The sequence below is a fragment of the Streptococcus infantis genome, assembly GCF_047460825.1.
In the GTDB taxonomy this organism is placed as follows: domain Bacteria; phylum Bacillota; class Bacilli; order Lactobacillales; family Streptococcaceae; genus Streptococcus; species Streptococcus infantis_V.
Genome location: NZ_JASHFO010000001.1, coordinates 106,920 through 132,054 on the forward strand (window position 1 = coordinate 106,920; position 25,135 = coordinate 132,054).

At 40.6% G+C, this 25,135-nt stretch carries 28 protein-coding genes; 27 read left to right on the top strand and 1 reads right to left on the bottom strand.

Going from position 1 to position 25,135, the window contains the following annotated elements:
* Position 1 precedes the first annotated feature (1 nt).
* The 17 genes from QM911_RS00485 to QM911_RS00565 all read left to right on the top strand — a co-directional run bounded on the left by QM911_RS00485 (position 2) and on the right by QM911_RS00565 (position 15,069).
* Positions 2–1,261 (top strand): ABC transporter permease, encoded by a 1,260-nt coding sequence (locus tag QM911_RS00485; RefSeq protein ID WP_414312760.1) that lies wholly within the window; start codon positions 2–4, stop codon positions 1,259–1,261.
* A gap of 134 nt (positions 1,262–1,395) precedes the next feature.
* On the top strand, positions 1,396–3,393 hold the full coding sequence (gene metG / locus QM911_RS00490; protein ID WP_414312761.1) for a methionine--tRNA ligase: 1,998 nt from the start codon (positions 1,396–1,398) through the stop codon (positions 3,391–3,393).
* A gap of 102 nt (positions 3,394–3,495) precedes the next feature.
* Positions 3,496–4,422 (top strand): aldo/keto reductase, encoded by a 927-nt coding sequence (locus QM911_RS00495; protein WP_414312762.1) that lies wholly within the window; start codon positions 3,496–3,498, stop codon positions 4,420–4,422.
* 98 nt (positions 4,423–4,520) lie between these two features.
* Positions 4,521–4,757, top strand: a complete 237-nt coding sequence (locus QM911_RS00500) for a DUF2829 domain-containing protein (protein ID WP_000141913.1) — start codon at positions 4,521–4,523, stop codon at positions 4,755–4,757.
* Complete coding sequence (locus tag QM911_RS00505) at positions 4,750–5,448, top strand: 3-oxoacyl-ACP reductase (RefSeq protein ID WP_414312763.1); 699 nt, start codon at positions 4,750–4,752, stop codon at positions 5,446–5,448. Before QM911_RS00500 ends, QM911_RS00505 begins: the two co-directional genes overlap by 8 nt.
* Positions 5,449–5,484: 36 nt before the next feature.
* Positions 5,485–5,820, top strand: coding sequence for a hypothetical protein (locus QM911_RS00510; RefSeq protein WP_414312764.1), 336 nt, complete (start codon positions 5,485–5,487; stop codon positions 5,818–5,820).
* A 19-nt stretch (positions 5,821–5,839) separates the two neighbouring features.
* On the top strand, positions 5,840–6,259 hold the full coding sequence (locus QM911_RS00515; protein ID WP_414312765.1) for an SMI1/KNR4 family protein: 420 nt from the start codon (positions 5,840–5,842) through the stop codon (positions 6,257–6,259).
* A gap of 18 nt (positions 6,260–6,277) precedes the next feature.
* The gene (locus tag QM911_RS00520; protein WP_414312766.1) at positions 6,278–6,619 is read left to right on the top strand and encodes a hypothetical protein; all 342 of its coding nucleotides are present in this window, start codon (positions 6,278–6,280) and stop codon (positions 6,617–6,619) included.
* Between the two features lie 57 nt (positions 6,620–6,676).
* Positions 6,677–7,048 (top strand): Imm51 family immunity protein, encoded by a 372-nt coding sequence (locus QM911_RS00525; protein WP_414312767.1) that lies wholly within the window; start codon positions 6,677–6,679, stop codon positions 7,046–7,048.
* A 49-nt stretch (positions 7,049–7,097) separates the two neighbouring features.
* A complete protein-coding gene (locus QM911_RS00530; protein WP_414312768.1) occupies positions 7,098–7,703 on the top strand; it encodes a DUF6707 family protein in 606 nt (201 codons plus the stop codon).
* 39 nt (positions 7,704–7,742) lie between these two features.
* Complete coding sequence (locus QM911_RS00535) at positions 7,743–8,243, top strand: NUDIX hydrolase (RefSeq protein ID WP_414312769.1); 501 nt, start codon at positions 7,743–7,745, stop codon at positions 8,241–8,243.
* Positions 8,230–8,958 carry a GNAT family N-acetyltransferase gene (locus QM911_RS00540; RefSeq protein WP_414312770.1) on the top strand — a complete coding sequence of 243 codons (729 nt, stop codon included), beginning with the start codon at positions 8,230–8,232 and terminating at the stop codon, positions 8,956–8,958. Before QM911_RS00535 ends, QM911_RS00540 begins: the two co-directional genes overlap by 14 nt.
* A 41-nt stretch (positions 8,959–8,999) precedes the next feature.
* The gene (locus tag QM911_RS00545) at positions 9,000–9,848 is read left to right on the top strand and encodes a putative PEP-binding protein (protein WP_414312771.1); all 849 of its coding nucleotides are present in this window, start codon (positions 9,000–9,002) and stop codon (positions 9,846–9,848) included.
* On the top strand, positions 9,845–10,285 hold the full coding sequence (locus QM911_RS00550; RefSeq protein ID WP_414312772.1) for an ASCH domain-containing protein: 441 nt from the start codon (positions 9,845–9,847) through the stop codon (positions 10,283–10,285). The genes QM911_RS00545 and QM911_RS00550 overlap by 4 nt, the downstream gene beginning before the upstream one ends.
* Positions 10,286–10,407: 122 nt before the next feature.
* The gene (locus QM911_RS00555; protein ID WP_414312822.1) at positions 10,408–12,954 is read left to right on the top strand and encodes a M1 family metallopeptidase; all 2,547 of its coding nucleotides are present in this window, start codon (positions 10,408–10,410) and stop codon (positions 12,952–12,954) included.
* A 116-nt stretch (positions 12,955–13,070) separates the two neighbouring features.
* Positions 13,071–13,742: a two-component system response regulator CiaR gene (gene ciaR, locus QM911_RS00560; protein WP_075231911.1), complete on the top strand. Its 672-nt coding sequence runs from the start codon at positions 13,071–13,073 to the stop codon at positions 13,740–13,742.
* Entirely contained in the window at positions 13,735–15,069 is a 1,335-nt protein-coding gene (locus QM911_RS00565; protein ID WP_414312773.1) for a sensor histidine kinase, read from the top strand. Before ciaR ends, QM911_RS00565 begins: the two co-directional genes overlap by 8 nt.
* Before the next feature lie 109 nt (positions 15,070–15,178).
* Here QM911_RS00565 and QM911_RS00570 read toward each other — a convergent pair whose 3' ends face one another.
* Entirely contained in the window at positions 15,179–15,454 is a 276-nt protein-coding gene (locus QM911_RS00570; protein WP_001145234.1) for a DUF3270 family protein, read from the bottom strand.
* A 350-nt stretch (positions 15,455–15,804) separates the two neighbouring features.
* Between QM911_RS00570 and QM911_RS00575 the strand changes: the two genes are divergently transcribed.
* From QM911_RS00575 to deoD, 10 genes are all read left to right on the top strand, one after another.
* Entirely contained in the window at positions 15,805–16,860 is a 1,056-nt protein-coding gene (locus tag QM911_RS00575) for an ABC transporter permease (protein ID WP_414312774.1), read from the top strand.
* Positions 16,861–16,873: 13 nt separating this feature from the next.
* Positions 16,874–17,542 (top strand): ABC transporter ATP-binding protein, encoded by a 669-nt coding sequence (locus QM911_RS00580; RefSeq protein WP_414312775.1) that lies wholly within the window; start codon positions 16,874–16,876, stop codon positions 17,540–17,542.
* A 126-nt stretch (positions 17,543–17,668) separates the two neighbouring features.
* Positions 17,669–18,598, top strand: coding sequence for a peptidase U32 family protein (locus tag QM911_RS00585; RefSeq protein ID WP_000411186.1), 930 nt, complete (start codon positions 17,669–17,671; stop codon positions 18,596–18,598).
* A 105-nt stretch (positions 18,599–18,703) separates the two neighbouring features.
* Positions 18,704–19,387, top strand: coding sequence for a ribose-5-phosphate isomerase RpiA (rpiA, locus tag QM911_RS00590; RefSeq protein ID WP_414312776.1), 684 nt, complete (start codon positions 18,704–18,706; stop codon positions 19,385–19,387).
* Positions 19,388–19,399: 12 nt separating this feature from the next.
* On the top strand, positions 19,400–20,611 hold the full coding sequence (locus tag QM911_RS00595; RefSeq protein WP_414312777.1) for a phosphopentomutase: 1,212 nt from the start codon (positions 19,400–19,402) through the stop codon (positions 20,609–20,611).
* Between the two features lies 1 nt (position 20,612).
* Positions 20,613–21,173, top strand: coding sequence for a DUF1697 domain-containing protein (locus QM911_RS00600; protein ID WP_414312778.1), 561 nt, complete (start codon positions 20,613–20,615; stop codon positions 21,171–21,173).
* Entirely contained in the window at positions 21,170–21,979 is an 810-nt protein-coding gene (locus QM911_RS00605; RefSeq protein WP_000173180.1) for a purine-nucleoside phosphorylase, read from the top strand. Before QM911_RS00600 ends, QM911_RS00605 begins: the two co-directional genes overlap by 4 nt.
* Positions 21,980–21,983: 4 nt before the next feature.
* Entirely contained in the window at positions 21,984–23,219 is a 1,236-nt protein-coding gene (locus tag QM911_RS00610) for a chloride channel protein (protein ID WP_414312779.1), read from the top strand.
* The gene (locus QM911_RS00615; protein ID WP_414312780.1) at positions 23,216–23,926 is read left to right on the top strand and encodes a type 1 glutamine amidotransferase; all 711 of its coding nucleotides are present in this window, start codon (positions 23,216–23,218) and stop codon (positions 23,924–23,926) included. Before QM911_RS00610 ends, QM911_RS00615 begins: the two co-directional genes overlap by 4 nt.
* A 329-nt stretch (positions 23,927–24,255) precedes the next feature.
* The gene (gene deoD, locus QM911_RS00620; RefSeq protein ID WP_004253139.1) at positions 24,256–24,966 is read left to right on the top strand and encodes a purine-nucleoside phosphorylase; all 711 of its coding nucleotides are present in this window, start codon (positions 24,256–24,258) and stop codon (positions 24,964–24,966) included.
* Positions 24,967–25,135: the final 169 nt, after the last annotated feature.

Here is a 25,135-nt window from a genome sequence, read left to right on the forward strand (position 1 = left end):
GATGCAGAATCTGAAATTTGCCTTTTCATCCATTATGGCCCACAAGATGCGTTCTTTCCTCACCATGATTGGGATTATCATCGGTGTTTCTTCAGTTGTCGTGATCATGGCCTTGGGCGACTCTATGTCTCGCCAGGTCAATAAAAACATGACCAAGTCCCAGAAAGATATCCATGTCTTTTTCTCACCTACCAAGAGTAAGGACGGTTCCTTTACACAAAGACAATCTGCATTGACCTTGTCTGGTGGTCAAGAAGAAAATTTTGTTGAACCACCAAAACCTCAAGAAGCATGGGTCAAGGAAGCTGCTAAGCTCAAGGGAGTGGATAGCTACTATGTGACCAACTCAGCCAATGTGACCTTGACTTATAAGGATAAAAAGGTGGAACACGCTAACATGACGGGTGGGAATGTCACCTATATGGATGCGGTCGAAAATGAAATCATTGCAGGTCGTGGCCTTAGAGCGCAAGATTATAAGGATTTCGCAAGTGTGATTATCCTAGATGAAGAACTAGCCAATAGCCTTTTTGGTTCAGCACAAGAAGCTCTCAACCAAATTGTTGAAGTAAATGAAATCAGTTACCGTGTGGTTGGTGTTTATGCAAGTAAAGAAGCTAAGGCTGCGAAAACATTTGGAGTCGGAGGACTACCAATCACGACCAATATTTCCTTAGCAGCTAATTTTAACACAGATGAGATTTCAAATATTGTCTTCCGTGTCAATGATACTAGCTTAACCCAGACTTTGGGACCAGAGTTGGCAAGAAGAATGACAGAGATTGCAGGTCTTCAACAAGGGGAATATCAAGTTGCAGATGCGTCTGCCGCCTTCCAAGAAGTTCAACAACTCTTTGGCTTCATAACAACGATTATTAGTGCTATTGCAGGGATTTCCCTTTTTGTCGGTGGTACTGGTGTTATGAACATTATGCTTGTTTCAGTGACAGAGCGTACCCGTGAGATTGGTCTACGTAAAGCGCTAGGAGCAACACGTGGGAATATTCTGGTTCAATTTTTGATTGAATCCATGATTTTAACCTTGTTAGGTGGGGTCATCGGCCTTGTGCTTGCTGCAGGAGTGACCATGCTTGCAGGTGTCCTTCTTCAAAACATGATTGCAGGAATCGAAGTTGGCGTATCCATCCCAATCGCTCTCTTTAGTTTAGCGGTCTCAGCTGGTATCGGTATGATATTTGGTGTTTTACCAGCCAACAAGGCTTCTAAACTAGATCCGATTGAAGCACTTCGCTATGAATAAGATAATCAACAGGAAAAACAAGATGGACACTTGTCTATCTTGTTTTTGTATGGATTTCCTTATCGAAAATCATCAAAATATGATATAATGAAGTGTTAGAAAAACAGGTTTCATTTGCCTGGAAAGGAAATATTATGTCTGAAAAGAATTTTTATATTACAACACCGATTTACTATCCATCTGGTAAACTTCATATCGGTTCTGCCTACACAACTATCGCATGTGATGTCTTAGCACGTTACAAACGCCTGATGGGCTACGATGTCTTTTATCTGACTGGTCTTGACGAGCATGGTCAAAAGATTCAACAAAAAGCAGAAGAAGCTGGAATCACACCTCAAGCCTATGTTGATGGTATGGCAGTTGGCGTCAAAGAACTCTGGAAATTATTGGATATCTCATATGATAAATTCATCCGTACAACTGATGACTACCATGAAAAAGTAGTAGCTCAAGTCTTTGAACGTTTGCTTGCTCAAGATGATATCTACTTGGGTGAATACTCTGGTTGGTATTCAGTTTCAGATGAGGAATTCTTTACAGAAAGTCAACTTGCGGAAGTTTTCCGTGATGAAGCTGGAAATGTAACTGGTGGTATCGCTCCATCAGGACACGAAGTGGAGTGGGTATCAGAAGAGTCTTATTTCCTTCGTCTCAGCAAATACCAAGACCGCTTGGTCGAATTTTTCAAATCACATCCTGACTTCATCACTCCAGATGGTCGTCTGAATGAAATGCTGCGTAACTTTATTGAGCCTGGTTTGGAAGACTTGGCGGTTTCTCGTACAACCTTTACCTGGGGTGTACCAGTCCCATCAAATCCGAAACACGTAGTCTACGTTTGGATTGATGCCCTTCTTAACTATGCGACAGCTCTTGGTTATGGTCAAGATGAACATGGCAACTTTGACAAGTTCTGGAACGGAACAGTCTTCCATATGGTTGGGAAAGACATCCTTCGTTTCCACTCGATTTACTGGCCAATCCTTCTTATGATGTTGGATATCAAATTGCCTGACCGCTTGATTGCCCATGGTTGGTTTGTCATGAAAGACGGCAAGATGTCTAAGTCTAAAGGGAATGTCGTTTATCCTGAAATGTTAGTAGAGCGCTATGGACTGGATCCACTTCGTTACTACCTCATGCGTAGCCTTCCAGTTGGTTCAGACGGAACCTTCACTCCAGAGGACTATGTAGGTCGTATCAACTATGAATTGGCAAACGACCTCGGAAACCTCCTCAATCGTACGGTTTCTATGATTAACAAGTACTTTGATGGACAAATTCCTGCCTATGTAGAGGGTGTGACAGACTTTGATAATGCTCTTGCTCAAGTGGCAGAACAATCAATCGCTGACTACCATACCTACATGGAAGCAGTTGACTATCCACGTGCACTTGAAGCAGTCTGGACTCTTATCTCACGTACGAATAAATACATCGATGAGACAGCTCCATGGGTACTGGCAAAGGATGAAGCGCTTCGTGACCAATTGGCAAGTGTTATGAGCCACTTGGCAGCTAGCCTTCGTGTCGTAGCTCACTTGATTGAGCCATTTATGATGGAAACCAGTCGTGCAGTCCTGACTCAACTTGGTCTAGCAGAAGTTTCTAGCCTTGAAAACTTGAGCTTGGCTGATTTCCCTGCAAATGTCACTGTAGTTTCTAAAGGAACGCCTATCTTCCCACGTCTCGATATGGAAGAAGAAATCGCCTATATCAAAGAACAAATGGAAGGTAACAAGCCAGCCGTCGAAAAAGAATGGAACCCAGACGAAGTTGAACTCAAACTAAACAAGGAAGAAATCAAGTTTGAAGACTTCGATAAGGTTGAAATCCGTGTTGCTGAAGTGAAAGAAGTTTCTAAAGTAGAAGGTTCTGACAAGTTGCTTCAATTCCGCCTTGATGCTGGTGACGGTGAAGACCGTCAAATCCTTTCTGGTATTGCGAAATTCTATCCAAACGAACAAGAATTGGTCGGCAAGAAAGTACAAATCGTTGCCAACATCAAACCACGTAAAATGATGAAAAAATATGTCAGCCAAGGTATGATCCTCTCAGCTGAACATGATGGCAAATTAACCCTTCTCACAGTTGATCCAGCTGTACCAAACGGAAGCGTGATTGGGTAAGACCTAAAAGGACCAGTTTAAGCTGGTTCTTTTCTTTTGTGAGATAGCAGTTGATAAAAGTGTCATTCTGCTTTATAATGAAGAAAAACGGAGGAAGTTGCCATGAAATACATTCCATTTGGTCAAGAGAAAAGAGAATTGTCCGAAATCGTCCTAGGCATGATGCGAATCAGTGATAAATCGGTCAAAGAAGTTGAGGAGCTGGTTGAAACAGCCCTATCTGTCGGAATCAATGACTTTGACTTGGCAGATATCTATGGTCGTGGACGTTGCGAAGAATTACTGGGTCAAGTCTTAAAACATCGCCCTGACTTGCGTGAGAAGATGTGGATTCAGTCCAAGTGTGGCATTCGCATAGAAGAATTTACCTATTTTGATTTTTCAAAAGATTATATTTTAGAGTCAGTTGATGGGATTCTACAACGATTGCAGGTTGATTACCTAGATAGCTTGCTTCTCCATCGTCCGGATGCCTTGATGGAAGCCGACCAAGTAGCAGAGGCTTTTGATATCCTTCACAAATCAGGTAAGGTTCGAGACTTTGGTGTGTCCAATCAAAATCCTATGATGATGGAATTACTGAAGAAAGAAGTCAAACAGCCTCTAATGATTAATCAGTTACAACTAAGTGCGGCTTTCACGCCAGGATTTGAATCAGGTTTCCATGTCAATATGGAAGGTGACAAGGCAGCTTTGCGTGATGGTAGCGTCTTTGAATACTGCAAACTAAACGACATAGTCATTCAGGCATGGTCAGTTTTGCAGTTTGGCTATTTTAAGGGCAATTTTGTTGGTAATGAGCAGTTTCAAGCTTTGAATCAAGTTTTAAACCGTCTTGCGCAAAAATACGGTGTAAGCCCATCAGCTATTGCTATCGCTTGGGTGTTACGCTATCCAGCTAAGATGCAGGCAGTAGTAGGAACAACTAACCCTAAACATTTGATAGAAGCTAGCCAAGCAAGTAATGTTAACCTAACTCGAAAAGAATGGTATGAGATCTACCTAGCAGCAGGGAATGATTTGCCTTAGAGATAAATTGCATTTAAGAAATAACAGTCAAAAAGCCGTTGGAAAACGGTTTTTTGTTATAATTAAATTAAGATTCATAGATAACAAAGGAGAAAAACATGACATTTGAAGAAATTTTGCCTGGACTAAAGGCTAAGAAAAAATATGTACGTACTGGCTGGGGTGGGGCTGAAAACTATGTCCAGCTTTTTGATACCATCGAACAAAATGGGGTCGCCCTTGAAGTGACACCCTATTTCCTCATCAATGTATCTGGTGAAGGAGAAGGTTTTTCTATGTGGAGTCCGACACCATGTGATGTCCTAGCGACGGATTGGGTGGAAGTCCATGACTAAACGTGTCTTAGTTACGGGCGTTAGTTCAGGGATTGGTCTGGCTCAAGCTCGACTCTTTTTAGAGAATGGTTATCAGGTTTTTGGTGTGGATCAGGGTGAAAAGCCTGCCTTACAAGGCGACTTTCACTTTCTACAACGTGATTTAACGCTTGACTTGGAACCTATTTTTGATTGGTGCACTCGAGTCGATATTCTTTGTAATACGGCAGGTGTTTTGGATGACTACAAGCCCTTACTAGAACAATCCGCCCAAGAAATTCAAGAGATTTTTGAAATCAATTATGTAACTCCAGTAGAGTTGACTCGCTATTATCTAACTCAAATGTTGGAAAGCAAGAGAGGAATCATTATCAATATGTGCTCCATTGCTTCAAATCTGGCAGGCGGAGGTGGGCACGCCTATACCTCATCCAAGCATGCATTAGCAGGATTTACCAAACAGTTGGCTTTGGACTATGCAGAAGCTGGCATTCAGGTTTTCGGCATCGCACCAGGTGCAGTTAAGACGGGTATGACGGCAGCTGACTTTGAACCAGGTGGTTTGGCGGACTGGGTAGCTAGTGAAACACCCATCAAACGCTGGATAGAACCAGAAGAAGTAGCAGAGATTAGCCTTTTTTTAGCAAGTGGAAATGCATCTGCCATGCAAGGGCAAATTCTCACTATTGACGGTGGATGGTCTTTGAAGTAGCATAGTTGGTATTCTGTGAATATGTGGAGGTAAGCTATGAAAAGAGATGAGTTTGGATTTGTCTTGCCCAATCTCTACTATCAGTTTTTATCGGACTGGAAAGAGATTGACCCCTATGAAATTGGAGATTCAGGCATCTGTTTGTATGCTAAGGAGGATCTTCAAGAGCGAAATGAGACTTATCAGATTGAGGAAGTAGAACCAGATTACTTTATGATTGGACAGGAAGGAGATTTGGCTTACTTTATCAAGAAAAATTCTGATGATTGCATTTATGAAAATGACCTGGGTGCTTTAGGCTCCTTAGAAATGAAAAAAGTTGCTAAAAACGTCAATGACTTTATTGACAAGGTACTAAAAGAAGAATTGTAGAAAACTGAAGGGAGTAATCATGTTTAGGATGCTTGATGAAGATTCACCGATTTCAAAAGAAGAATTTTTACAATTTGAGGAGATTCTTGGGAAGAAATTACCGGAGGCTATGATGGATTTTTATCTCAAGTACAACGGTGGTCAGCCCCAAGTAAGGGGTGTTCACGATGACTGTCATATCTTTCCTTTCAATTCCTTTAATTCACTTGAGGAGATGAAGAAGTCTCTTACATGGTTTGACGATGAGGCTGTGCCTGAGGGATTTAAGGCCACAGATCTTCTCCATTTTGCCTATGATCCTGGATCGGGTAACTATGCTCTTTCCCTAAGGGAAGAGGATTGTGGCAAGGTGTATTTCTATGTTTTAGAAGAAAAAGCTGAGATCTACGGTCAATGGCCATCTTTTGAGGATTTTTTGAACTCTTTTGTTGAAGAGTGAGACTAAAAAGGAGACGAGATGCGAAAATACCAAGAACTTTCACTAGAGCAGATAATCGAGCAGGTGCGCGTAGACCAGTTATCTTCAGATAATTTTTGTCTCTATGGCAAGGAGGATGGAGAACTGAAACTGGATTGCCTTTATTGGGTATCAGATTATCCAGATGTAGTGGACGACTCTGATGTCTACCCAGCTGATGCATCGGAGCAAGATCTCCAGCTAGTCTACTATGGAGAGCAGTTGATTGATGTCCTTGCAGTCGCACTTGAGGAAAAACAAGATGCAAGTCTCCAAGACTTGGTCGAAGCTTTGAATTATTATAATCAGCATGATAGTTTTATGCCTTTTGATTCTGACTAGCTCTCCTAGATTTATGAAGTTCCGTTACCAATAAATGTTTTCATAAGGAGTTAAGAAATGATGGATTACAAAAACATAAATGAAATAATTGCCACTTTTAACCTACTTATATATGATGAGGATCCTAAAAATGTTCGAGGGTCGCTCATTTATTACCCTGATGGAGAATACAGACAGGAAGTGTTTGATACTCGAGAAGAGGAGGGATTTGAAGGAAATGGCTACGATTGGACATCTTTAGCTTTGGTATTTTTGGAGGAAAAAATGCCTGAATTAAGCGATGCTATCGACTTTGATCCTGAAGGAAGTATGTTTTGCGCCTATTCTTCCAAGGTGGACGCCTTGGCTAAATTCACTTTAGAATTTAAAGAATTTTGCGATGATATCGAAGCTATGAAAGACTTGTTCAGTCGAGCAGAGTTGGATTAGTTGACTAAAATCTCTTTAAATTTTTAAAAAAGAATAGAAAGGATTTCAAATGAAGCTACCAGAAGTAGTTGAACAACTGGAAAAACATCCAGACCTACATCTCTATTTAGATAAAATTTTAAAAAAGAATAAGAAGACTCAAGCTAGCTATCTCGAATCGCTTAATCATCTGGCCTATCTACTTTATCTAGATGGTCAAGAAGAAATTGCTAAGAAATTATTGGAGAGTGTCATACAAGTCCCATTTGAAGGGAATTATAACACTTGGACTTTTGTTGATAGCTCTCTGATTTTATTGGCCTATATGGAAAGAGAGGCAGAAAATAAGCTATCCGCCTATAAAAAACTCCTTTTGTCTCCGTTAGAACAAGGGGAGGAATCCACTCAAAAAATAAGAAGGAGAGTTCATCAGAGATTTTTGAATGGTGATAGCTTGGAGCAAAAGCTTGCAAAAATCGAGCAAGCTTCAAGTCCTGAATCAGAAATGGAACGTCGTCTGTTATATTTGACAGATTTGTTGAAAATTAACCTCTTTATTGCTGAGTCAACTTGTGAAGAGATAGATATACAGGCTAAAATCAAAGAGAATATGGAGATACTGAAGAAGTATATTAAGGAGCATGAGATCTATAGCCTCTTTCCATTTAAGGGATAAGGTGTTCTAGCAATCTTGGACTTTTAGAAAGAGTAGAAAATGGAAATCAAACATCACTTTGGAGTCTACGGAATCTGTCTTCAAGACGGGAAATTGCTTTGCATTGAGAAAACGAGAGGGCCTTATCCGCATCGTTTTGATTTACCTGGTGGTAGTCAGGAAATCGGTGAGGGTTTGACAGAAACCCTCAAGAGAGAAGTTTTAGAAGAGACAGGCTATACGCTTAGCCGTTATTCAAATCCTAGGATGTATGATGTGCTGGTTCAAGAAGAGGGGCAAGACTTCGCAGTACATCATATCATGGCCTTTTATGATATAGTACTTGATTTAGAAGGCTCTCAAAAATCCCTTCCTCATGAAGTTCTTGATGGAAGTAACGATTCAGCAAAGGCAATTTGGCTTCCTCTTGAGCAGATTACCGAAGAAAATGCCTCACCCTTAGTATTGAAGGTGAAGGCAGAGTTAGGAGGATTTCCAGAATTGGACATGACAAGCTATAAGAATTGGAAGGTGAAGAAAGGGAATTATGGAACTATTTAAAACATGGAAGAAAAATATGGTTCTCTATGGTCTTAAATCTCAAATCGGGACTGTTTATCGAAACAGTGATAGGACAACAAGTTTTTATGATATTGGGAATTTTCTATACCTAGCAGGGGAGTTGGATTCCAGATTTTGGGAAGATTTTGTTAGGCAATATGGTTTAGATTATAAGATTATTATTTCAGAAGACACTAAGTGGCAAGATTTTCTGCATCGGCAAGGTGGGTTAATTTCTTTTACTCGCTATTCTTTTAAGGATAAGGCAAATTTTCAAGTTGAACTTCTAAATGATCTAGTTACTCATATAGAGGAAGGTTACAATATTGTACCTATTGATAATCGTATTTATAACTGCCTTTCTGAGGAAGAATGGTCACAAGATTTACAAGGGAATTTTGAGTCCTACCAAGATTTTGCTTTAAAAGGTGGATTTGGCTTTGTTATTCTTAAAAATAATGAAGTGATTGCTGGGATTTCCTCAGGGTTAGTTTACCACGGAGCAGTTGAAGTGGAAGTTGCAACTAGGCCAGACAAACAAGGAAATGGCTTTGCTAAAAAGCTTGGTGCTGCAATGATTCTAGAGAGTTTAAATAGAGATATGTTTCCACTTTGGGATGCTCATAACGAGGCTTCCAAAAAAGTAGCAGAATTTTTAGGATATGAGTTAGCTGAACCTTATGAAGCTTTTGAACTAGAGGAAAGTATCATATAATGATATATGATAATGTATCTTTTAAGACGAGGAGAATGGCTATGAAAAACCAACTGGCTCTTAGTGGCGAAAGAATTGTTGAAAAAATTTACCCACAACTATTGCACCACGTCGGTATGATTCGTGGCGAATACTTGCTGAGAGAGCTCAATCAAAACATCCTGTTACCAAGTTGTCAGCAATTTGTAAAAGATTATCTAGACACTATTTGCCATTTATACTCAGATGAAGAAGTCTGGTATCGCTTTTCAGAGTTAACAAATGCAGAAGCAAATATTCTAGACGGGACAAAAGAGTATTTTGACGAACGCCACCCCTTATTTGGATATAGAGGAACTAGGCGTTTACTGGCGTGTCCAGATGAATTTCAGGCTGAGACAAATGTTGTTACAGAAGTTTTTCAAACCAATCCCAATCTGTCTCTTATTTTTCCTTTTGTCAATGATGCTGAACAGTTAAAACAAGCTATTAGAGTATTGCGCCAGCATGGTTTTACTGGAAAAGTTAGCACAATGATTGAATTACCGTCAGCGTATTTTGACTTAGACAGGATACTGGAAACGGGCATTTCAAAGATTGTAGTTGGAATGAATGATTTGACTTCATTTATTTTTGCGACTGTGAGAAACAGTCAATGGCACGATATGGAAAGTCCAATAATGTTAGAAATGCTGAGACAGATGCAGGACAAAGCAAGGGCGAAAAAGATAGAATTCGCCGTAGCAGGCTATCTGAATACTTCTTTCATACAAAAAATGAATCAGATGGATATCAAATGCATGATCCACTACAGTTCTATTCCAGAGATTTTTGATTTAAAAATTGACCATCCAGACCATCTCAAACGTGTAAAAGAAGAAAGTAAAAAAATACAAAGGAGCAACCTATGACACCTCAAGAAATGTGGAATGCCTACAAGCAAATCAACCCCTCTATCGGAGATGAGATAGATGCCTGGGCTTTTGGAGTGGAACCAGACCTTTTAGCGGATCTGGTCTTTAAAGGCGAAAAAACAGCAACCGCCTCAGCTTACGATCTTTACGCAGTAGATAACGAACCCCTTCCCCAAGAAGGGACCTTTGATGTCGTTTTAGACAGTCAAGATCAAGCTGTCTGCATCGTCGAAATTACAAAGGTTTCCGTTCAGCCTTTCCATCAGGTTTCAGTCGACCATGCCTACAAGGAAGGTGAGGGAGACAAATCTTTAGCCTACTGGCGTCAGGTTCATGAAGACTTTTTCAAAGACTGGTTAGGAGAAGCAGGTTTGACTTTTACACCTGACAGCAAGGTTGTTTTAGAAGAATTTCGCAAGGTTTATCCTCTGTAGACTACTAGAAGGAAGAAAGTTTTGGAAATAACCGTCCAAAGCTTTTTTCTGACTTAAAATATGATAAAATAGGTATGTTTGAACTAGAGCATTTGCTCAGAAATTTAGAATAGGAGAAAATGATGCAAGCAGTAGAACATTATATTGAAAAATTTGTTCCTGAACATTATGATTTGTTTTTAGACTTGAGTCGTGAGACCAAGACTTTTTCAGGAAATGTAACTATTACTGGTCAAGCTAAAAGTGACCGTATTTCCCTTCACCAAAAAGACTTGGAGATTGCTTCTGTTGAAGTAGCAGGCCAAGCTCGTCCATTTACAGTTGATAATGAAAACGAAGCTCTTCATATCGAACTTGCAGAAGCAGGTCAAGTTGAATTGGTTCTTGCTTTTTCAGGTAAAATCACAGACAACATGACAGGAATCTACCCATCATACTATACAGTTGATGGTGTTAAGAAGGAAGTTTTGTCAACTCAGTTTGAAAGTCACTTTGCTCGTGAAGCCTTCCCATGTGTGGACGAACCAGAAGCCAAAGCAACCTTTGACCTAGCTCTTCGATTTGACCAAGCAGAAGGCGAACTTGCCTTGTCTAACATGCCAGAGATTGACGTTGAAAACCGCAAGGAAACTGGTATCTGGAAATTTGAGACAACTCCACGTATGTCTTCTTACTTGTTAGCTTTTGTGGCTGGTGATTTGCAAGGGGTAACTGCAACAACTAAAAACGGTACTCTCGTTGGTGTCTACTCAACAAAAGCACACCCACTTTCGAATCTTGAGTTTTCACTAGATATCGCTGTTCGTTCAATCGAGTTTTACGAAGATTACTACGGAGTCAAGTACCCTATTCCTCAATCTCTCCACATCGCCCTTCCTGACTTCTCAGCTGGTGCTATGGAAAACTGGGGTCTTGTGACTTATCGTGAAGTTTACTTGGTTGTGGATGAGAACTCAACTTTTGCCAGCCGTCAACAAGTTGCTCTAGTTATTGCTCATGAGCTTGCTCACCAATGGTTTGGTAACCTTGTGACTATGAAGTGGTGGGATGACCTCTGGCTCAACGAAAGCTTCGCGAACATGATGGAATACGTCTGTGTGGATGCCATCGAGCCAAGTTGGAATATCTTTGAAGACTTCCAAACAAGTGGAGTGCCAGCCGCTCTTAAACGTGATGCGACAGATGGCGTTCAATCTGTCCACGTTGAAGTTAGCCACCCAGATGAAATCAATACGCTCTTCGATGGTGCTATCGTTTATGCCAAAGGAAGCCGTCTCATGCACATGCTTCGCCGTTGGTTAGGAGATGCTGATTTTGCTAAGGGTTTGCATGCTTACTTTGAAAAACACCAATACGGAAATACCATTGGTCGTGACCTTTGGAACGCCCTCGGACAAGCATCTGGTCGTGATGTAGCAGCCTTCATGGATTCTTGGTTGGAGCAGCCTGGTTATCCAGTCCTTACTGCTACAGTTGAAAATGATGTTTTGAAGATTTCGCAAAAACAATTCTTTATCGGTGAACATGAAGACAAGAACCGTCTTTGGGTAGTGCCACTTAACAGTAACTGGAAAGGCTTGCCAGATACTCTCGAAACTGAGAGCATCGAAATTCCAGGTTATGCAGCACTTCTTGCTGAAAACAAAGGAGCCCTTCGTCTTAACACTGAAAATACAGCACATTACATTACAGACTATCAAGGCGACTTATTGGATGCTGTTCTTTCAGAATTAGTAGAACTTGATAACACAAGTAAACTTCAAATCGTTCAAGAACGTCGTTTGCTTGCTGAAGCTGGGCACATTTCATACGCAGACTTGCTTCCAGTAGTGGATCAATTGGCACAAGAAGAATCTTACCTAGTTGTTGCTGCCGTTTCTCAAGTTATTACAGCCCTTGAACGCTTCATTGATGAAGGAACAGAGGCAGAAAAAGCCTTTAAAGCCCTTATTGCTAAACTGGCTCGTTACAACTATGAACGTCTTGGTTTTGAAGCTAAAGAGGGTGAATCTGATGAGGATGAATTGGTTCGTCAATTGACAATTTCCATGATGATTCGTTCAAATGACGAGGAAGCCAGTCAAGTTGCTAGCCAAATTTTCGCAGCCCACAAGGATAATCTTTCAGGACTTCCAGCAGCTATTCGTTCACAAGTTCTCATCAATGAAATGAAACACCATGAGACTAAGGAATTGGTCGCAACTTATCTCGATCTTTATACTCATGCGACAGATGCTGCCTTTAAACGCCAACTGGCAGCAGCCCTTGCTTATGCGACAGATGCAGAGAACATCCAAACACTGCTTGCAACTTGGAAGGACAAGTTTGTCGTGAAACCACAGGACCTCTCAGCATGGTATCTCCAATTCCTAGGACACCAAGCAACTCAAGAAACTGTTTGGGTGTGGGCACGTGAAAACTGGGATTGGATTAAGGCAGCTCTTGGTGGCGATATGAGTTTTGACAGCTTTGTCATCTTCCCATCACACATCTTTAAAACAGAGCAACGCTTGGCAGAATACAAGGCATTCTATGAACCACAACTTTCTGACCTTGCCCTTAGCCGTAATATCCGCATGGGGATTAAGGATATCGCAGCTCGCGTTGAATTGATTAAGCGTGAAAAAGCAGCAGTTGAAGCAGTTGTAGCTCAATATAGCAAAGCTTAAAAGATTCTAGTCTAAATAGATTCCAAAAACTCAACTTTCTCTAGGAAAAACAAGGGAAGTTGAGTTTTTTTTTAAGATATTTTTGCTATAATAGGTATAATAAGGAGGAATTTTTGATGATCAAAATTCTATTAGTGGAAGATGACCTAGGCCTGTCTAATTCAGTATTTGATTTCTTGGATGATTTTGCGGATGTCATGCAGGTTTTTGATGGAGAAGAAGGTCTTTATGAGGCCGAAAGTGGTGTTTATGACTTGATTTTATTGGACTTGATGTTACCTGAGAAAAATGGGTTCCAAGTTTTAAAAGAATTGCGTGAAAAAGGGATTTCGACTCCTGTTCTGATCATGACAGCCAAGGAAAGTCTTGATGATAAGGGACATGGATTTGAGCTTGGGGCAGATGATTATCTAACAAAACCATTTTATCTAGAAGAGCTCAAGATGCGTATCCAAGCACTGCTCAAACGTTCTGGTAAGTTCAATGAAAATACCCTCTCTTATGGTGATTTGACAGTTAATCTATCTACAAATGAAGTTAAAGTCAATGATACTGTTGTGGAACTATTAGGTAAAGAATTTGATCTCTTGGTTTATTTCCTCCAAAATCAAAATGTGATCTTACCAAAAACACAAATTTTTGACCGTTTGTGGGGATTTGACAGTGACACAACCATCTCCGTAGTAGAAGTCTATGTATCAAAAGTTCGTAAGAAATTAAAGGGCTCCGTCTTTGCTGAAAACCTCCAAACCTTGCGTAGTGTTGGGTATATTTTAAAACATGTTTAAAAAAATTAAAAAGAATTGGTATGAGGAGGATTTTAGTTACTTTATTCGTAACTTTGGAGTATTTACTCTGATTTTCTCCGCTATGACCTTGATTATCTTACAGGTTATGCACTCCAGTCTCTACACATCAGTGGATGAAAAACTCTTATCACTGAGCAAAAATCCTCAGGACGTTATTCAATTGGCAGTCAATCGTGCAACTGAGGACGTTAAGGATTTAGGTAGTGCCAATGTTGCTCCAGCTTCTGATAAAAAACCAACGGTTAGTTCCAATACGGAAGTGATATTGCTAGATTCAAATTTGAATCAATTAGTGACTGGCAACCGCTTTTTAGGGCTTGACAAGATCACTTTTAATAAAAAGGATTTGAATCATATTCGACAACTTCATGTTCAGAATAGTTATGGTCAGGACGAGATTTACCGAGTGATTCTATCTGAAATAAATATCGATTCTGTCTCGACCAATATTAAGTATGCAGCGGTTTTGATAAATACCAGTCAGATAGAGCAAATTAGTCAAAATCATGAGCAATTAATCGTGGTAGTCATGGCTAGCTTCTGGATTTTATCCATTATTGCCAGCCTTTATCTTGCGCGTGTCAGTGTTAAACCCTTACTTGAAAGTATGCAAAAGCAGAAAAGCTTTGTGGAAAATGCCAGTCATGAGCTACGAACTCCATTAGCTGTTCTGCAAAATCGCCTAGAAACTCTTTTCAGAAAACCTGAGGCAACTATTATGGAGTCAAGTGAGAGTATTGCTTCCAGTTTAGAAGAAGTTCGTAATATGCGCTTTTTAACGACTAATCTCCTTAATTTAGCTCGTCGTGATGACGGCATTAAACCGGAATTAGGAGAGGTAGAGCCAGATTTCTTTAACACAACTTTTACCAACTATGAAATGATTGCGTCTGAAAATAACCGTGCTTTTCATTTTGAAAATCGTATCCATCGGACCATCATAACAGATAAGCTTCTTCTTAAACAACTGATGACTATCTTGTTTGACAATGCTGTCAAGTACACTGAAGAAGAAGGAGATATCCATTTTGTCATTGCTACGACGGAGCGTAATCTCTATTTGTCAGTAGCTGATGATGGAATTGGTATTTCTGCAGTAGATAAAAAGAAAATTTTTGATCGCTTTTACAGGGTTGATAAGGCTCGTACTCGGCAAAAAGGTGGTTTTGGGTTAGGCTTATCCTTAGCCAAACAGATTGTCGATGCTCTTAAAGGGACCATCAGTGTCAAAGATAACAAACCTCATGGTACGATTTTTGAAGTAAAAATCGCTATCCAAACACCATCCAAGCGCAAAAATAAATAAGAAAAGGCTGTGACTTAGAAAGCGGTAGACCAAGTATCGCTTATCTAGTCGCAGCTCTTTAGCTATCGTAGAAAAAATAGGTCGGGACAAAAATCCCGACCTTTTGAATCTAATATAATTTCTTCTTAATCATCGAACGTTGAACGTTTGATGCTGCTAAACTCAAGGCAATTGCTAGGCTAAAAGCTAAGACTGTATTGAACTTGAGGGCTAAAAAGATAAAGCTAAACAAGGCCAAAAAGACGCAAAAACAAGCAATGTTTACAAAGAAAAGAACTTCCTTCAAACTAGCAACGGAAGTGGTTTCTGGAACATAGTCTTGGTATAGCGTTGTTTGAGTTTCCTCTTCTTCAAACTCATACGGTTGATATTTTCTTACGGGCATGATTCTCTCCTTAACAGTACTCTTTCATTTTACCATTTTTCAAGAAAAAAATTATTACAGTAAGGTTACAAAAATAATAAAGTCTGTTTTCAAATGATGAAACAAATTTCTTGACACTCTTACCCAAAGGTGATAGGATGGGTGAACAACTCAAAACATTTTGCCTGTTCAAGTTTTTGTAATGAGGAAGCGAAATAAATATAAGTAGCAATTGCTGGTTGTTTCCGTAGATTTAGAACCACTTTGTAGGATGAATGAAAAGATTTGCATGAAAGACAGATTTTTCTGTCTTTTATTTTTGATGCTGAGTGAGCTTTTGCCACTCTTAGAAAAGTAAAAGGAGATTTGCAGTGTATCTTGCAATCAAGGAAATTTTAAAAAATAAACTTCGTTATAGTTTGATTTTAACGACGATCTTTCTTATAGCGTTTATGGTCTTTTTTATGACAAGTTTAGCTCTGGGGCTTGTTAGAAATAATAGAGCAGCCGTGGATAATTGGCAAGCGACAGGAATTGTTTTGTCAGATTATGCAAATGATAATCTGACAGCTTCCTTTATTCCAGAAAAGAATTATAAGGATCAGGTTTCCGAAGATGCAGCACCTTTGGGGTATATGTTTGCGGTGACAAATCTCGTCAATGATAGTGGGAAGGTAAACATCTCTATTTTTGCACAAGATTGGGACAGTTTTATCTCTCCTTTCTTGATTGAGGGACATTATCCAGAAAGTGACAATGAGGTTGTCGTGGATCAGTCTTTAGAAAACTATGGAATTAAACTTGGTGATGCCATTCAACTGAATGGAAGTGAAAATTCTTATACCATCGTTGGACTTACGAAAGGGAATAAATTTTTTACAGAACCTGTAGTATTTACAAATTTGACCAGCTATTGGACCTTGCAAGGTAGTCTGAATGCAGGTCGCTCGATTTCTGCTTTGGTCTTAAAAAATGACGCTCAGTTATCTGCAGAAGGTTTAAGTCAATTAACCATTCAAAACATGATTGCCCATATTCCGGGCTACACACCTCAAGTAAACGTATTTTCAGGTATGATTTTAGCGATGATTATCATATCCGGTTTTATTATTGGTATTTTTATTTATATTATTACCATTCAAAAACTAGGCCTTTATGGAATTATGAGAGCCCAAGGAATTCAGGTTAAAACTATTGTTTGGTCGCTTTTTTGTCAAATTATATTGCTGGCAGGTTTTGGGATCGGTCTAGCCTTATTGGCAATTGTAGCTGTCATTCTTGTTCTACCTGCAACCTTCGTTTTCTATCCAAGTTGGTTAGCATATTTAGGATTGAGTTTGGGAATTTGTTTGATGGCATTACTTGGAGGAGTGATTTCTCTCCCTCGTTTGCTCAAAGTTGATCCAATAACGGCTATTGCAGAATGATAAGGAGACTTATATGACACCATTGATAGAAATGAAGCAAGTGACGAAAAGTTACGGAGAAGGAAATATGAAAGTCGTTGCACTACACGAGACGAACTTTCAACTAAATGCTGGTGAATTTGTTGCCATAGTTGGTCCTTCTGGATCTGGTAAAACAACCTTTTTGACCACCTTAGGGCAGTTGCAGGAACCTTCAGGTGGGAAGATTTTAGTAAAGGGAACAGAAACGGGTAATTTGACTGAAAAAGAGAAAACAGTTCTTCGGTTTAAGGAATTTGGTTTTATATTACAGGCTTCAAATCTGATTCCTTTTTTAACCGTTAAGGAACAATTAGACCTAATTGATCGACTAGATAAAGACAAATCTTCGAAAAGTGACCGTCAAGAGTTATTTGATTTGTTGGACCTGAACAAAGTTCAAAATCATTATCCAAAGACTTTATCTGGGGGAGAACGTCAACGAGCAGCAATTGCCAGAGCACTCTATAACAATCCTAGCATCGTTCTTGCTGACGAACCAACTACCCAAAGAGCTTACCAAGTTACGGATTTGTTGGCTTCTATAGCGCATGAGCAGGGAAGAGGAGTAGTGATGATTACGCATGACACCAGACTTCTCGATAAGGTCGATCGTGTCTTTATCATGAATGATGGTTACCTTGTTGAAGAAATACAAGCATAAAAGAATATAAAGTGAACTCTAGTGAAAGTGGTTCACTTTTCTTTTTCTAAAAGTGAAGAGTATAACTTTTCTTAAAAAATAGATTGTCCATAGCTGATTTTTCAGAAATGTGGTATAATTTTTCTTATGGAAAAGATTATTATTACAGCAACTGCTGAAAGCATTGAACAAGTAAAAGAATTACTAGAGGCGGGAGTTGACCGCATCTATGTTGGTGAGAAAGATTTTGGACTTCGCCTACCAAAGACTTTTTCTTATGATGAACTGAGAACCATCGCTGGTCTGGTTCATGATGCAGGTAAGGAATTGATCGTAGCGGTCAATGCTCTTATGCATCAGGATATGATGGATCGTATCAAACCCTTTCTTGATTTCTTGGAAGAAATTAAAACAGACTACATTACTGTTGGGGATGCGGGTGTCTTTTATGTTGTCAATCGCGATGGTTATTCTTTTAAAACCATATATGATGCCTCAACGATGGTAACTAGCAGCCGTCAGATCAATTTCTGGGGACAAAAGGCTGGCGCTTCTGAGGCAGTATTGGCTCGTGAAATTCCATCAGCTGAACTCTTTAAAATGCCTGAAATTTTGGAAATTCCTGCTGAAATTTTGGTTTATGGAGCAAGCGTTATCCATCACTCTAAGCGTCCACTCTTGCAGAATTACTATAATTTTACTCAGATTGATGATGAAAAAACACGTCAACGCGACCTCTTCTTAGCAGAGCCTAGTGATCCAGATAGCCATTACTCTATTTTTGAAGATAATCATGGAACTCACATTTTTGCCAACAACGACCTTGATTTGATGACCAAATTGCCAGAGTTGGTAGAACATGGTTTCACTCATTGGAAACTAGAGGGACTTTATACTCCAGGCCAAGATTTTGTTGAGATTGCAAAACTCTTCATCCAAGCCCGTAGCTTGATTCAAGAGGGAAGCTTTACGCATGACCAAGCCTTCTTGTTGGACGAGCAAGTCCGTAAACTACATCCAAAAAATCGTTTCCTTGACACAGGATTTTATGACTACGATCCTGACATGGTTAAATAAGAATCAGAAACCCGAAATAAAATGTTCGGGTTTTTCTAGTGCAAGGATGAATTTAAAGCGTATTCATGTTATAATAAAAGTAGCTTTTTGTTTGGAGGTGTTTAAGTGGAAAATCTGAAAAAAATAGCAGGCATCAAGGCTGCTGAGTTCGTAACCGACGGAATGGTTGTAGGACTTGGAACAGGCTCGACTGCCTATTATTTCGTAGAGGAGATCGGACGTAGGATTAAAGAAGAAGGACTTCAAATTACAGCCGTAACGACCTCGAGTGTAACGACAAAACAGGCACAAGGATTGAATATCCCACTTAAGTCGATTGACGAGGTGGATGAGGTTGATGTGACTGTTGATGGAGCTGATGAGGTAGATCGCCAGTTTAATGGTATCAAAGGAGGCGGTGGTGCGCTTCTAATGGAAAAAGTAGTTGCGACACCAACCAAACAGTATATCTGGGTGGTAGATGAGAGCAAAATGGTTGAGAAACTGGGCGCTTTCAAACTACCTGTCGAAGTTGTCCAATACGGAGCAGAACAGGTTTTCCGTCGTTTTGAAAAATCTGGTTATAAGCCAAGTTTTCGTGAAAAAGATGGCCATCGCTTTGTGACGGATATGAAAAATTTCATCATTGATCTTGATTTAGGTGTTATTGAAGATCCGATTGCTTTTGGTCATCAACTGGATCTTCAGGTCGGTATTGTTGAGCACGGTTTATTTAATCAAATGGTTGATAAAGTCATTGTTGCAGGGCAAGCTGGCGTTCAGGTTTTAACTTCAACAAAAGGGAAATAAAGGAGGCAAACGATGTCAAAATTTAAACGTATTCACTTGGTAGTACTCGATTCTGTAGGAATCGGTGCAGCACCAGATGCTAATAACTTTGTCAATGCAGGGGTTCCAGATGGAGCATCTGATACACTTGGCCATATTTCGAAATCAGTAGGTTTGCATGTTCCTAACATGGCTAAGATTGGTCTTGGGAACATCGAGCGTGAAACAGCCCTTAAAACGGTCCCAGTAGAGGAAAATCCTAGCGGTTACTACACTAAACTTGAGGAAGTTTCACTAGGTAAAGACACTATGACCGGTCACTGGGAAATCATGGGGCTAAATATTACTGAGCCTTTCGATACTTTCTGGAATGGATTCCCAGAAGAAATCCTTACAAAGATTGAAGAATTCTCAGGTCGTAAAGTAATCCGTGAAGCAAATAAACCTTACTCAGGTACTGCTGTTATCGATGACTTTGGACCACGTCAAATGGAAACAGGCGAGTTGATTATCTACACATCTGCTGACCCAGTTCTTCAAATCGCGGCCCATGAAGACATTATTCCTTTGGATGAACTTTACCGTATTTGTGAGTACGCTCGTTCCATTACGTTGGAACGTCCAGCTCTTCTAGGACGTATCATTGCCCGTCCATACGTTGGGGAGCCAGGAAACTTTACACGTACTGCCAACCGTCGTGACTTGGCTGTTTCACCATTTGCACCAACTGTTTTGGATAAATTGAATGAAGCTGGAATCGATACATACTCAGTTGGTAAGATTAGCGATATCTTTAACGGTGCGGGTATCAACCATGACATGGGACATAACAAGTCAAACAGTCACGGAATTGATACGCTTTTGACAACAATGGGCCTTGCTGAGTTTGAAAAAGGATTCTCATTCACTAACTTGGTCGACTTTGATGCACTTTACGGTCACCGCCGTGATCCACATGGTTACCGCGACTGCTTGCATGAGTTTGATGAACGTTTGCCAGAGCTTATCGCTGCTATGAGAGAAGATGACTTACTCATGATTACTGCAGACCATGGTAATGATCCTACTTATGCTGGTACAGACCATACTCGTGAATACATTCCACTTTTGGTCTATAGCCCATCACTAAAAGGAAATGGACACTTACCAATCGGTCATTTTGCTGATATTTCGGCAACAATCGCTGATAACTTTGGCGTTGATAAAGCTATGATTGGTGAAAGCTTCTTAGATAAATTGGTTTAAGATGACTCGCTTGGCATTACTGGTTAGAGGGATCAATGTCGGTGGAAAACATAAGGTGGTCATGGCCCAGCTTCGTCAAGAATTGACAGAGTTGGGATTAGAAAATGTTGAAACCTACATCAATAGTGGCAATATTTTCTTTGATACTAGCATGCCTAGAACTCAGTTGGTTGAGAGGCTACAGGATTTCTTTAACAAGCATTATCCATTTATCCAACATTTTTCCTTGTTAAGTCAAGAAGACTACGAAGAGGAGCTTAGAACTCTTCCGGAATGGTGGTTCCAAGAAATGGCTCGAAAGGATGTTCTCTTTTATACTGAGGGACTGGATACCAAGCAAGTCATCGAGAAAGTCGAAAGTATGAAACTGTTAGATGAAGTGCTTCATTTCGGGAAACTGGGAATCTTCTGGGGCAAATTCTCAGAAGAAACCTATAGCAAAACAGCCTATCACAAGTACCTGCTTAAGATGCCTTTCTATCGTAATATTACTATTCGAAATGCAAAAACCTTTGACAAAATCGGTCAATTTTTAAAAGATTATGAAGGAGACAGACAATGACATTATTAGCAAAAATCAATGAAACAGCTGCTTTCTTAAAAGAAAAGGGAGTAGAAGCACCAGAGTTCGGTTTGATTCTTGGATCAGGACTGGGAGAACTTGCTGAAGAAATCGAAAATCCAGTTGTGGTAGACTATGCTGAGATTCCAAACTGGGGACGTTCGACTGTTGTTGGACACGCTGGAAAATTGGTCTACGGTGAACTTGCAGGACGTAAAGTCTTGGCTCTTCAAGGACGTTTCCACTTCTACGAAGGAAATCCTCTTGAAGTCGTTACTTTCCCAGTTCGTGTTATGAAAGTTTTAGGCTGTGAAGGTGTGATTGTGACCAACGCTGCTGGTGGTATCGGCTTTGGTCCTGGTACTTTGATGGCTATCACTGACCATATCAATATGACAGGACAAAATCCTCTAATCGGTGAAAACTTAGATGACTTCGGTCCACGTTTCCCAGACATGTCAAAAGCCTACACTCCAGAATATCGTGCTACAGCTCATGCAGTTGCTGAAAAACTTGGTGTTAAACTTGATGATGGTGTTTATATCGGTGTAACTGGTCCAACGTATGAAACTCCAGCTGAAATCCGTGCTTATAAGACACTTGGTGCAGACGCTGTCGGAATGTCAACCGTTCCTGAAGTTATCGTGGCAGCTCACTCTGGTTTGAAGGTTCTTGGTATTTCATGTATTACCAACTTTGCGGCTGGTTTCCAAGAAGAACTCAACCACGAAGAAGTAGTAGAAGTGACCGAACGTGTCAAAGGAGATTTCAAAGGTTTGCTAAAAGCGATTCTTGCTGAATTGTAAGACTATGAGAGTACGACTCCAAAGTATGCCCTATGGACTGAGAGTGCTTCTAGCCACTTTATCATTAGGAATAGGGACGGGTCTGGTCGGAATTGCCTGTCATTATCTACTAGAAGGGGTGCAAGGGCTGGCCTTTGGCCAAGATAAGTCGGATTTACTCCAGCAATTTCAAGAAGCTGGAGGTCTCCGTAGATTTTTGGTCTTATGTGTGACTGGGTGCTTGTCAGCTGGCTTCTGGCATGTCCTGCAAAAGCGTTATAAGATTCTGTCTATTCGCCAGCAAATTGACTTAGCTGGAGACAGGGAACCAGCGCCCTTAGCCCACCTCCTTCATGCAGGGATGCAGGTTGCGATTGTCGGAGCAGGTGCATCGGTCGGAAAAGAAGGAGCACCACGTGAGGTCGGGGCTCTTCTAGCTGGTCGCTTGGCGAAAGGTTTTTCTCTAGCCCTCAAAGAGCGAAAAGTCTTGGTCGCCTGTGGTGCTGGAGCTGGTTTAGCTGCGGTCTATCAAGTTCCCTTTGCCAGTAGTTTGTTCGTCTTTGAGACCTTAGGACTCGCCTACAGTTGGCAGAACCTTCTACTGGTTTTGACCAGCACTTATCTGGCCACCTGGGTCGCTCAGTCCATCATTGGTCAGGAGGCTATTTATCACCTGTCCGCAGTCTCATGGTCGGCTAGCAGTTTCTTCCAGGCTATTGTGATTGCTTTCTTGGTTACTCCCTTGGCTCTGGTCTTTGCTTTCCTCGCCAAGCGGGCTAGTCACAAACGGCGGAAGGATGGGACGATTCTTTGGGCTCTTCCTCTAGCCTTTCTAGTGCTGGGGAGCCTAGTAGCCTTTTTCCCTATCTTTATGGGGAATGGCCAGGTACTAGCGCAAGTCCTCTTGTCTAGCCAGTCGATTCCTTATCTTCCACTGGCTCTTGCAGTGAAGGGGCTTCTGGTTTATCTCCTCTTGCGCAATGGTGCGTATGGGGGAACTTTGACACCATCATTTGCCTTAGGAATTGGATCTGGCTATCTAGTGACCTTGCTTTTGACAGCAGTTGGGATTCATCTAGATCCTGCTCTAGGGATGTTACTAGGAGCGACCGTCTTTTTAGGGACGACCTTAAAAGCTCCTCTGACAGCCATTGCCCTGAGCCTTGGATTTACAGGCCAAACTTGGAGTTTGACAATTCCGCTTGTACTTGCGGCTGGTCTGTCTTACGTGATTCGAAAGAGATGGGAGAAGAAACGATGAAGGTACATTTTGTACTGCATGAAACCTTTGAAGTGCCGGGCGCTTATCTAAAATGGGCGCAGGAGCGTGGCCATCAAGTGACCACGACCAAAGTCTATGAGAATGAAGCCTTACCAGAGACAGTGGATGAAATCGACTTCTTAATTGTGATGGGGGGACCTCAATCGCCAGATGAAGATCGGGAAACTTTTCCATACTACGATCCTCAGGCAGAGATTGAGCTGATTCAAAAGGCTATGAAGGCAGATCGTTATATTGTTGGTGTCTGTCTTGGTGCTCAACTCCTATCGGTTGCTTATGGCGCAGAGTATGAACATAGTCCAGAACGTGAGATTGGTGTTTTTCCAATAACGCTAACTGAAGCTGGATTAAAAGACAATCATGTCAAAGTTTTTGGACAAACTTTAAATACCGGCCACTGGCATGGAGATATGCCAGGTTTGACAAAGGATGCTATCGTCCTTGCGACCAGTCAAGGCTGTCCACGTCAGATTATTCGCCTTAGTCCTAAACATTATGCCTTCCAAGCCCATTTGGAATTTGATCCAGAAGCAGTAGAGCTCTTGATTGCTGCTGACGGTGAAGAAGTTTTAAAAGAACAAAGTTCAAAATTAACCTTTGTTCAAAAGCCTAAAGCTATTCGTAACTATGCTTATCGAGAAATGAATGCAAAACTCTATGCATTTTTGGATTCATTAACAAAATAAATATAAAAATGAAAGAAAAGGAAAGGGAGTTCGGGTTTGAAATTGAACCCGTAATCGCCTCAACTTTCAAAACTAACTTACAATTGAACCAGCCCTAAAAGCTGTGTGAAAATGATCGATTGCCTTGTAAGTCCAGTACTTGCTGCGTCAATCCCCTATTTTCACTGTGCTTTTGACGGGCTTGGTATCTTATAGAAAGGTAGAGCGTGTGTTCAAATTTGAACACGAGCGGAAAGCTCGGAAAATAGATAATCTGACTGTGAAATCAGGATTTCTCGTCAGATTCCTAATTTTCAGTCGCTTTCTGGTCGCTCTTTGTATCATAAACTATGTCTATCCATATTGCTGCTAAGCAAGGTGAAATTGCTGATAAAATTCTTCTTCCTGGGGATCCTCTTCGTGCGAAGTTTATCGCTGAGAATTTCCTTGAAGACGCTGTATGCTTCAATGAAGTCCGTAACATGTTTGGTTACACTGGGACTTACAAGGGCCATCGTGTATCTGTTATGGGAACAGGGATGGGAATGCCATCAATCTCCATCTATGCGCGTGAATTGATTGTCGATTACGGTGTGAAAAAATTGATCCGTGTCGGAACTGCTGGTTCTTTGAATGAGGATGTTCATGTTCGTGAATTAGTTTTGGCACAAGCAGCTGCAACTAACTCAAACATTATCCGCAATGACTGGCCTCAATATGATTTTCCACAAATCGCTAGCTTTGATTTGCTAGATAAAGCCTACCATATTGCCAAAGATCTTGGTATGACCACTCACGTTGGGAATGTCTTGTCTTCAGATGTCTTCTATTCAAATTACTTTGAAAAGAACATTGAGCTTGGAAAATGGGGAGTAAAAGCGGTGGAAATGGAAGCAGCGGCGCTGTACTATCTTGCTGCCCAACACCATGTTGATGCTCTTGCCATTATGACGATTTCTGACAGCTTGGTTAACCCAGAAGAAGACACTACAGCAGAAGAGCGCCAAAATACTTTCACAGATATGATGAAGGTTGGTCTAGAAACCTTGATTGCAGACTAAAGTTAGATTCCATTCATGTGATTACTCTTGTTCTCAAAATGATAAGCATGTTCATTGCTTCAATCTTATAATAGATGAGAATAAGGATTTTGAAGAAAGTCAAATTATGTCAAAGGACCAAAAGTAGTCAGTTTAACATTTAAATCATAATCAAATAAAGTTGAAAGCC

Excerpts from the sequence above, each read along its gene's own strand:
- QM911_RS00485 (WP_414312760.1), top strand. The coding sequence starts at position 2 with ATGCAGAATCTGAAATTTGCCTTTTCATCCATTATGGCCCACAAGATG.
- metG (WP_414312761.1), top strand. The coding sequence starts at position 1,396 with ATGTCTGAAAAGAATTTTTATATTACAACACCGATTTACTATCCATCT.
- QM911_RS00495 (WP_414312762.1), top strand. The coding sequence starts at position 3,496 with ATGAAATACATTCCATTTGGTCAAGAGAAAAGAGAATTGTCCGAAATC.
- QM911_RS00500 (WP_000141913.1), top strand. The coding sequence starts at position 4,521 with ATGACATTTGAAGAAATTTTGCCTGGACTAAAGGCTAAGAAAAAATAT.
- QM911_RS00505 (WP_414312763.1), top strand. The coding sequence starts at position 4,750 with ATGACTAAACGTGTCTTAGTTACGGGCGTTAGTTCAGGGATTGGTCTG.
- QM911_RS00510 (WP_414312764.1), top strand. The coding sequence starts at position 5,485 with ATGAAAAGAGATGAGTTTGGATTTGTCTTGCCCAATCTCTACTATCAG.
- QM911_RS00515 (WP_414312765.1), top strand. The coding sequence starts at position 5,840 with ATGTTTAGGATGCTTGATGAAGATTCACCGATTTCAAAAGAAGAATTT.
- QM911_RS00520 (WP_414312766.1), top strand. The coding sequence starts at position 6,278 with ATGCGAAAATACCAAGAACTTTCACTAGAGCAGATAATCGAGCAGGTG.
- QM911_RS00525 (WP_414312767.1), top strand. The coding sequence starts at position 6,677 with ATGATGGATTACAAAAACATAAATGAAATAATTGCCACTTTTAACCTA.
- QM911_RS00530 (WP_414312768.1), top strand. The coding sequence starts at position 7,098 with ATGAAGCTACCAGAAGTAGTTGAACAACTGGAAAAACATCCAGACCTA.
- QM911_RS00535 (WP_414312769.1), top strand. The coding sequence starts at position 7,743 with ATGGAAATCAAACATCACTTTGGAGTCTACGGAATCTGTCTTCAAGAC.
- QM911_RS00540 (WP_414312770.1), top strand. The coding sequence starts at position 8,230 with ATGGAACTATTTAAAACATGGAAGAAAAATATGGTTCTCTATGGTCTT.
- QM911_RS00545 (WP_414312771.1), top strand. The coding sequence starts at position 9,000 with ATGAAAAACCAACTGGCTCTTAGTGGCGAAAGAATTGTTGAAAAAATT.
- QM911_RS00550 (WP_414312772.1), top strand. The coding sequence starts at position 9,845 with ATGACACCTCAAGAAATGTGGAATGCCTACAAGCAAATCAACCCCTCT.
- QM911_RS00555 (WP_414312822.1), top strand. The coding sequence starts at position 10,408 with ATGCAAGCAGTAGAACATTATATTGAAAAATTTGTTCCTGAACATTAT.
- ciaR (WP_075231911.1), top strand. The coding sequence starts at position 13,071 with ATGATCAAAATTCTATTAGTGGAAGATGACCTAGGCCTGTCTAATTCA.
- QM911_RS00565 (WP_414312773.1), top strand. The coding sequence starts at position 13,735 with ATGTTTAAAAAAATTAAAAAGAATTGGTATGAGGAGGATTTTAGTTAC.
- QM911_RS00570 (WP_001145234.1), bottom strand. The coding sequence starts at position 15,454 with ATGCCCGTAAGAAAATATCAACCGTATGAGTTTGAAGAAGAGGAAACT.
- QM911_RS00580 (WP_414312775.1), top strand. The coding sequence starts at position 16,874 with ATGACACCATTGATAGAAATGAAGCAAGTGACGAAAAGTTACGGAGAA.
- QM911_RS00585 (WP_000411186.1), top strand. The coding sequence starts at position 17,669 with ATGGAAAAGATTATTATTACAGCAACTGCTGAAAGCATTGAACAAGTA.
- QM911_RS00595 (WP_414312777.1), top strand. The coding sequence starts at position 19,400 with ATGTCAAAATTTAAACGTATTCACTTGGTAGTACTCGATTCTGTAGGA.
- QM911_RS00600 (WP_414312778.1), top strand. The coding sequence starts at position 20,613 with ATGACTCGCTTGGCATTACTGGTTAGAGGGATCAATGTCGGTGGAAAA.
- QM911_RS00605 (WP_000173180.1), top strand. The coding sequence starts at position 21,170 with ATGACATTATTAGCAAAAATCAATGAAACAGCTGCTTTCTTAAAAGAA.
- QM911_RS00610 (WP_414312779.1), top strand. The coding sequence starts at position 21,984 with ATGAGAGTACGACTCCAAAGTATGCCCTATGGACTGAGAGTGCTTCTA.
- QM911_RS00615 (WP_414312780.1), top strand. The coding sequence starts at position 23,216 with ATGAAGGTACATTTTGTACTGCATGAAACCTTTGAAGTGCCGGGCGCT.
- deoD (WP_004253139.1), top strand. The coding sequence starts at position 24,256 with ATGTCTATCCATATTGCTGCTAAGCAAGGTGAAATTGCTGATAAAATT.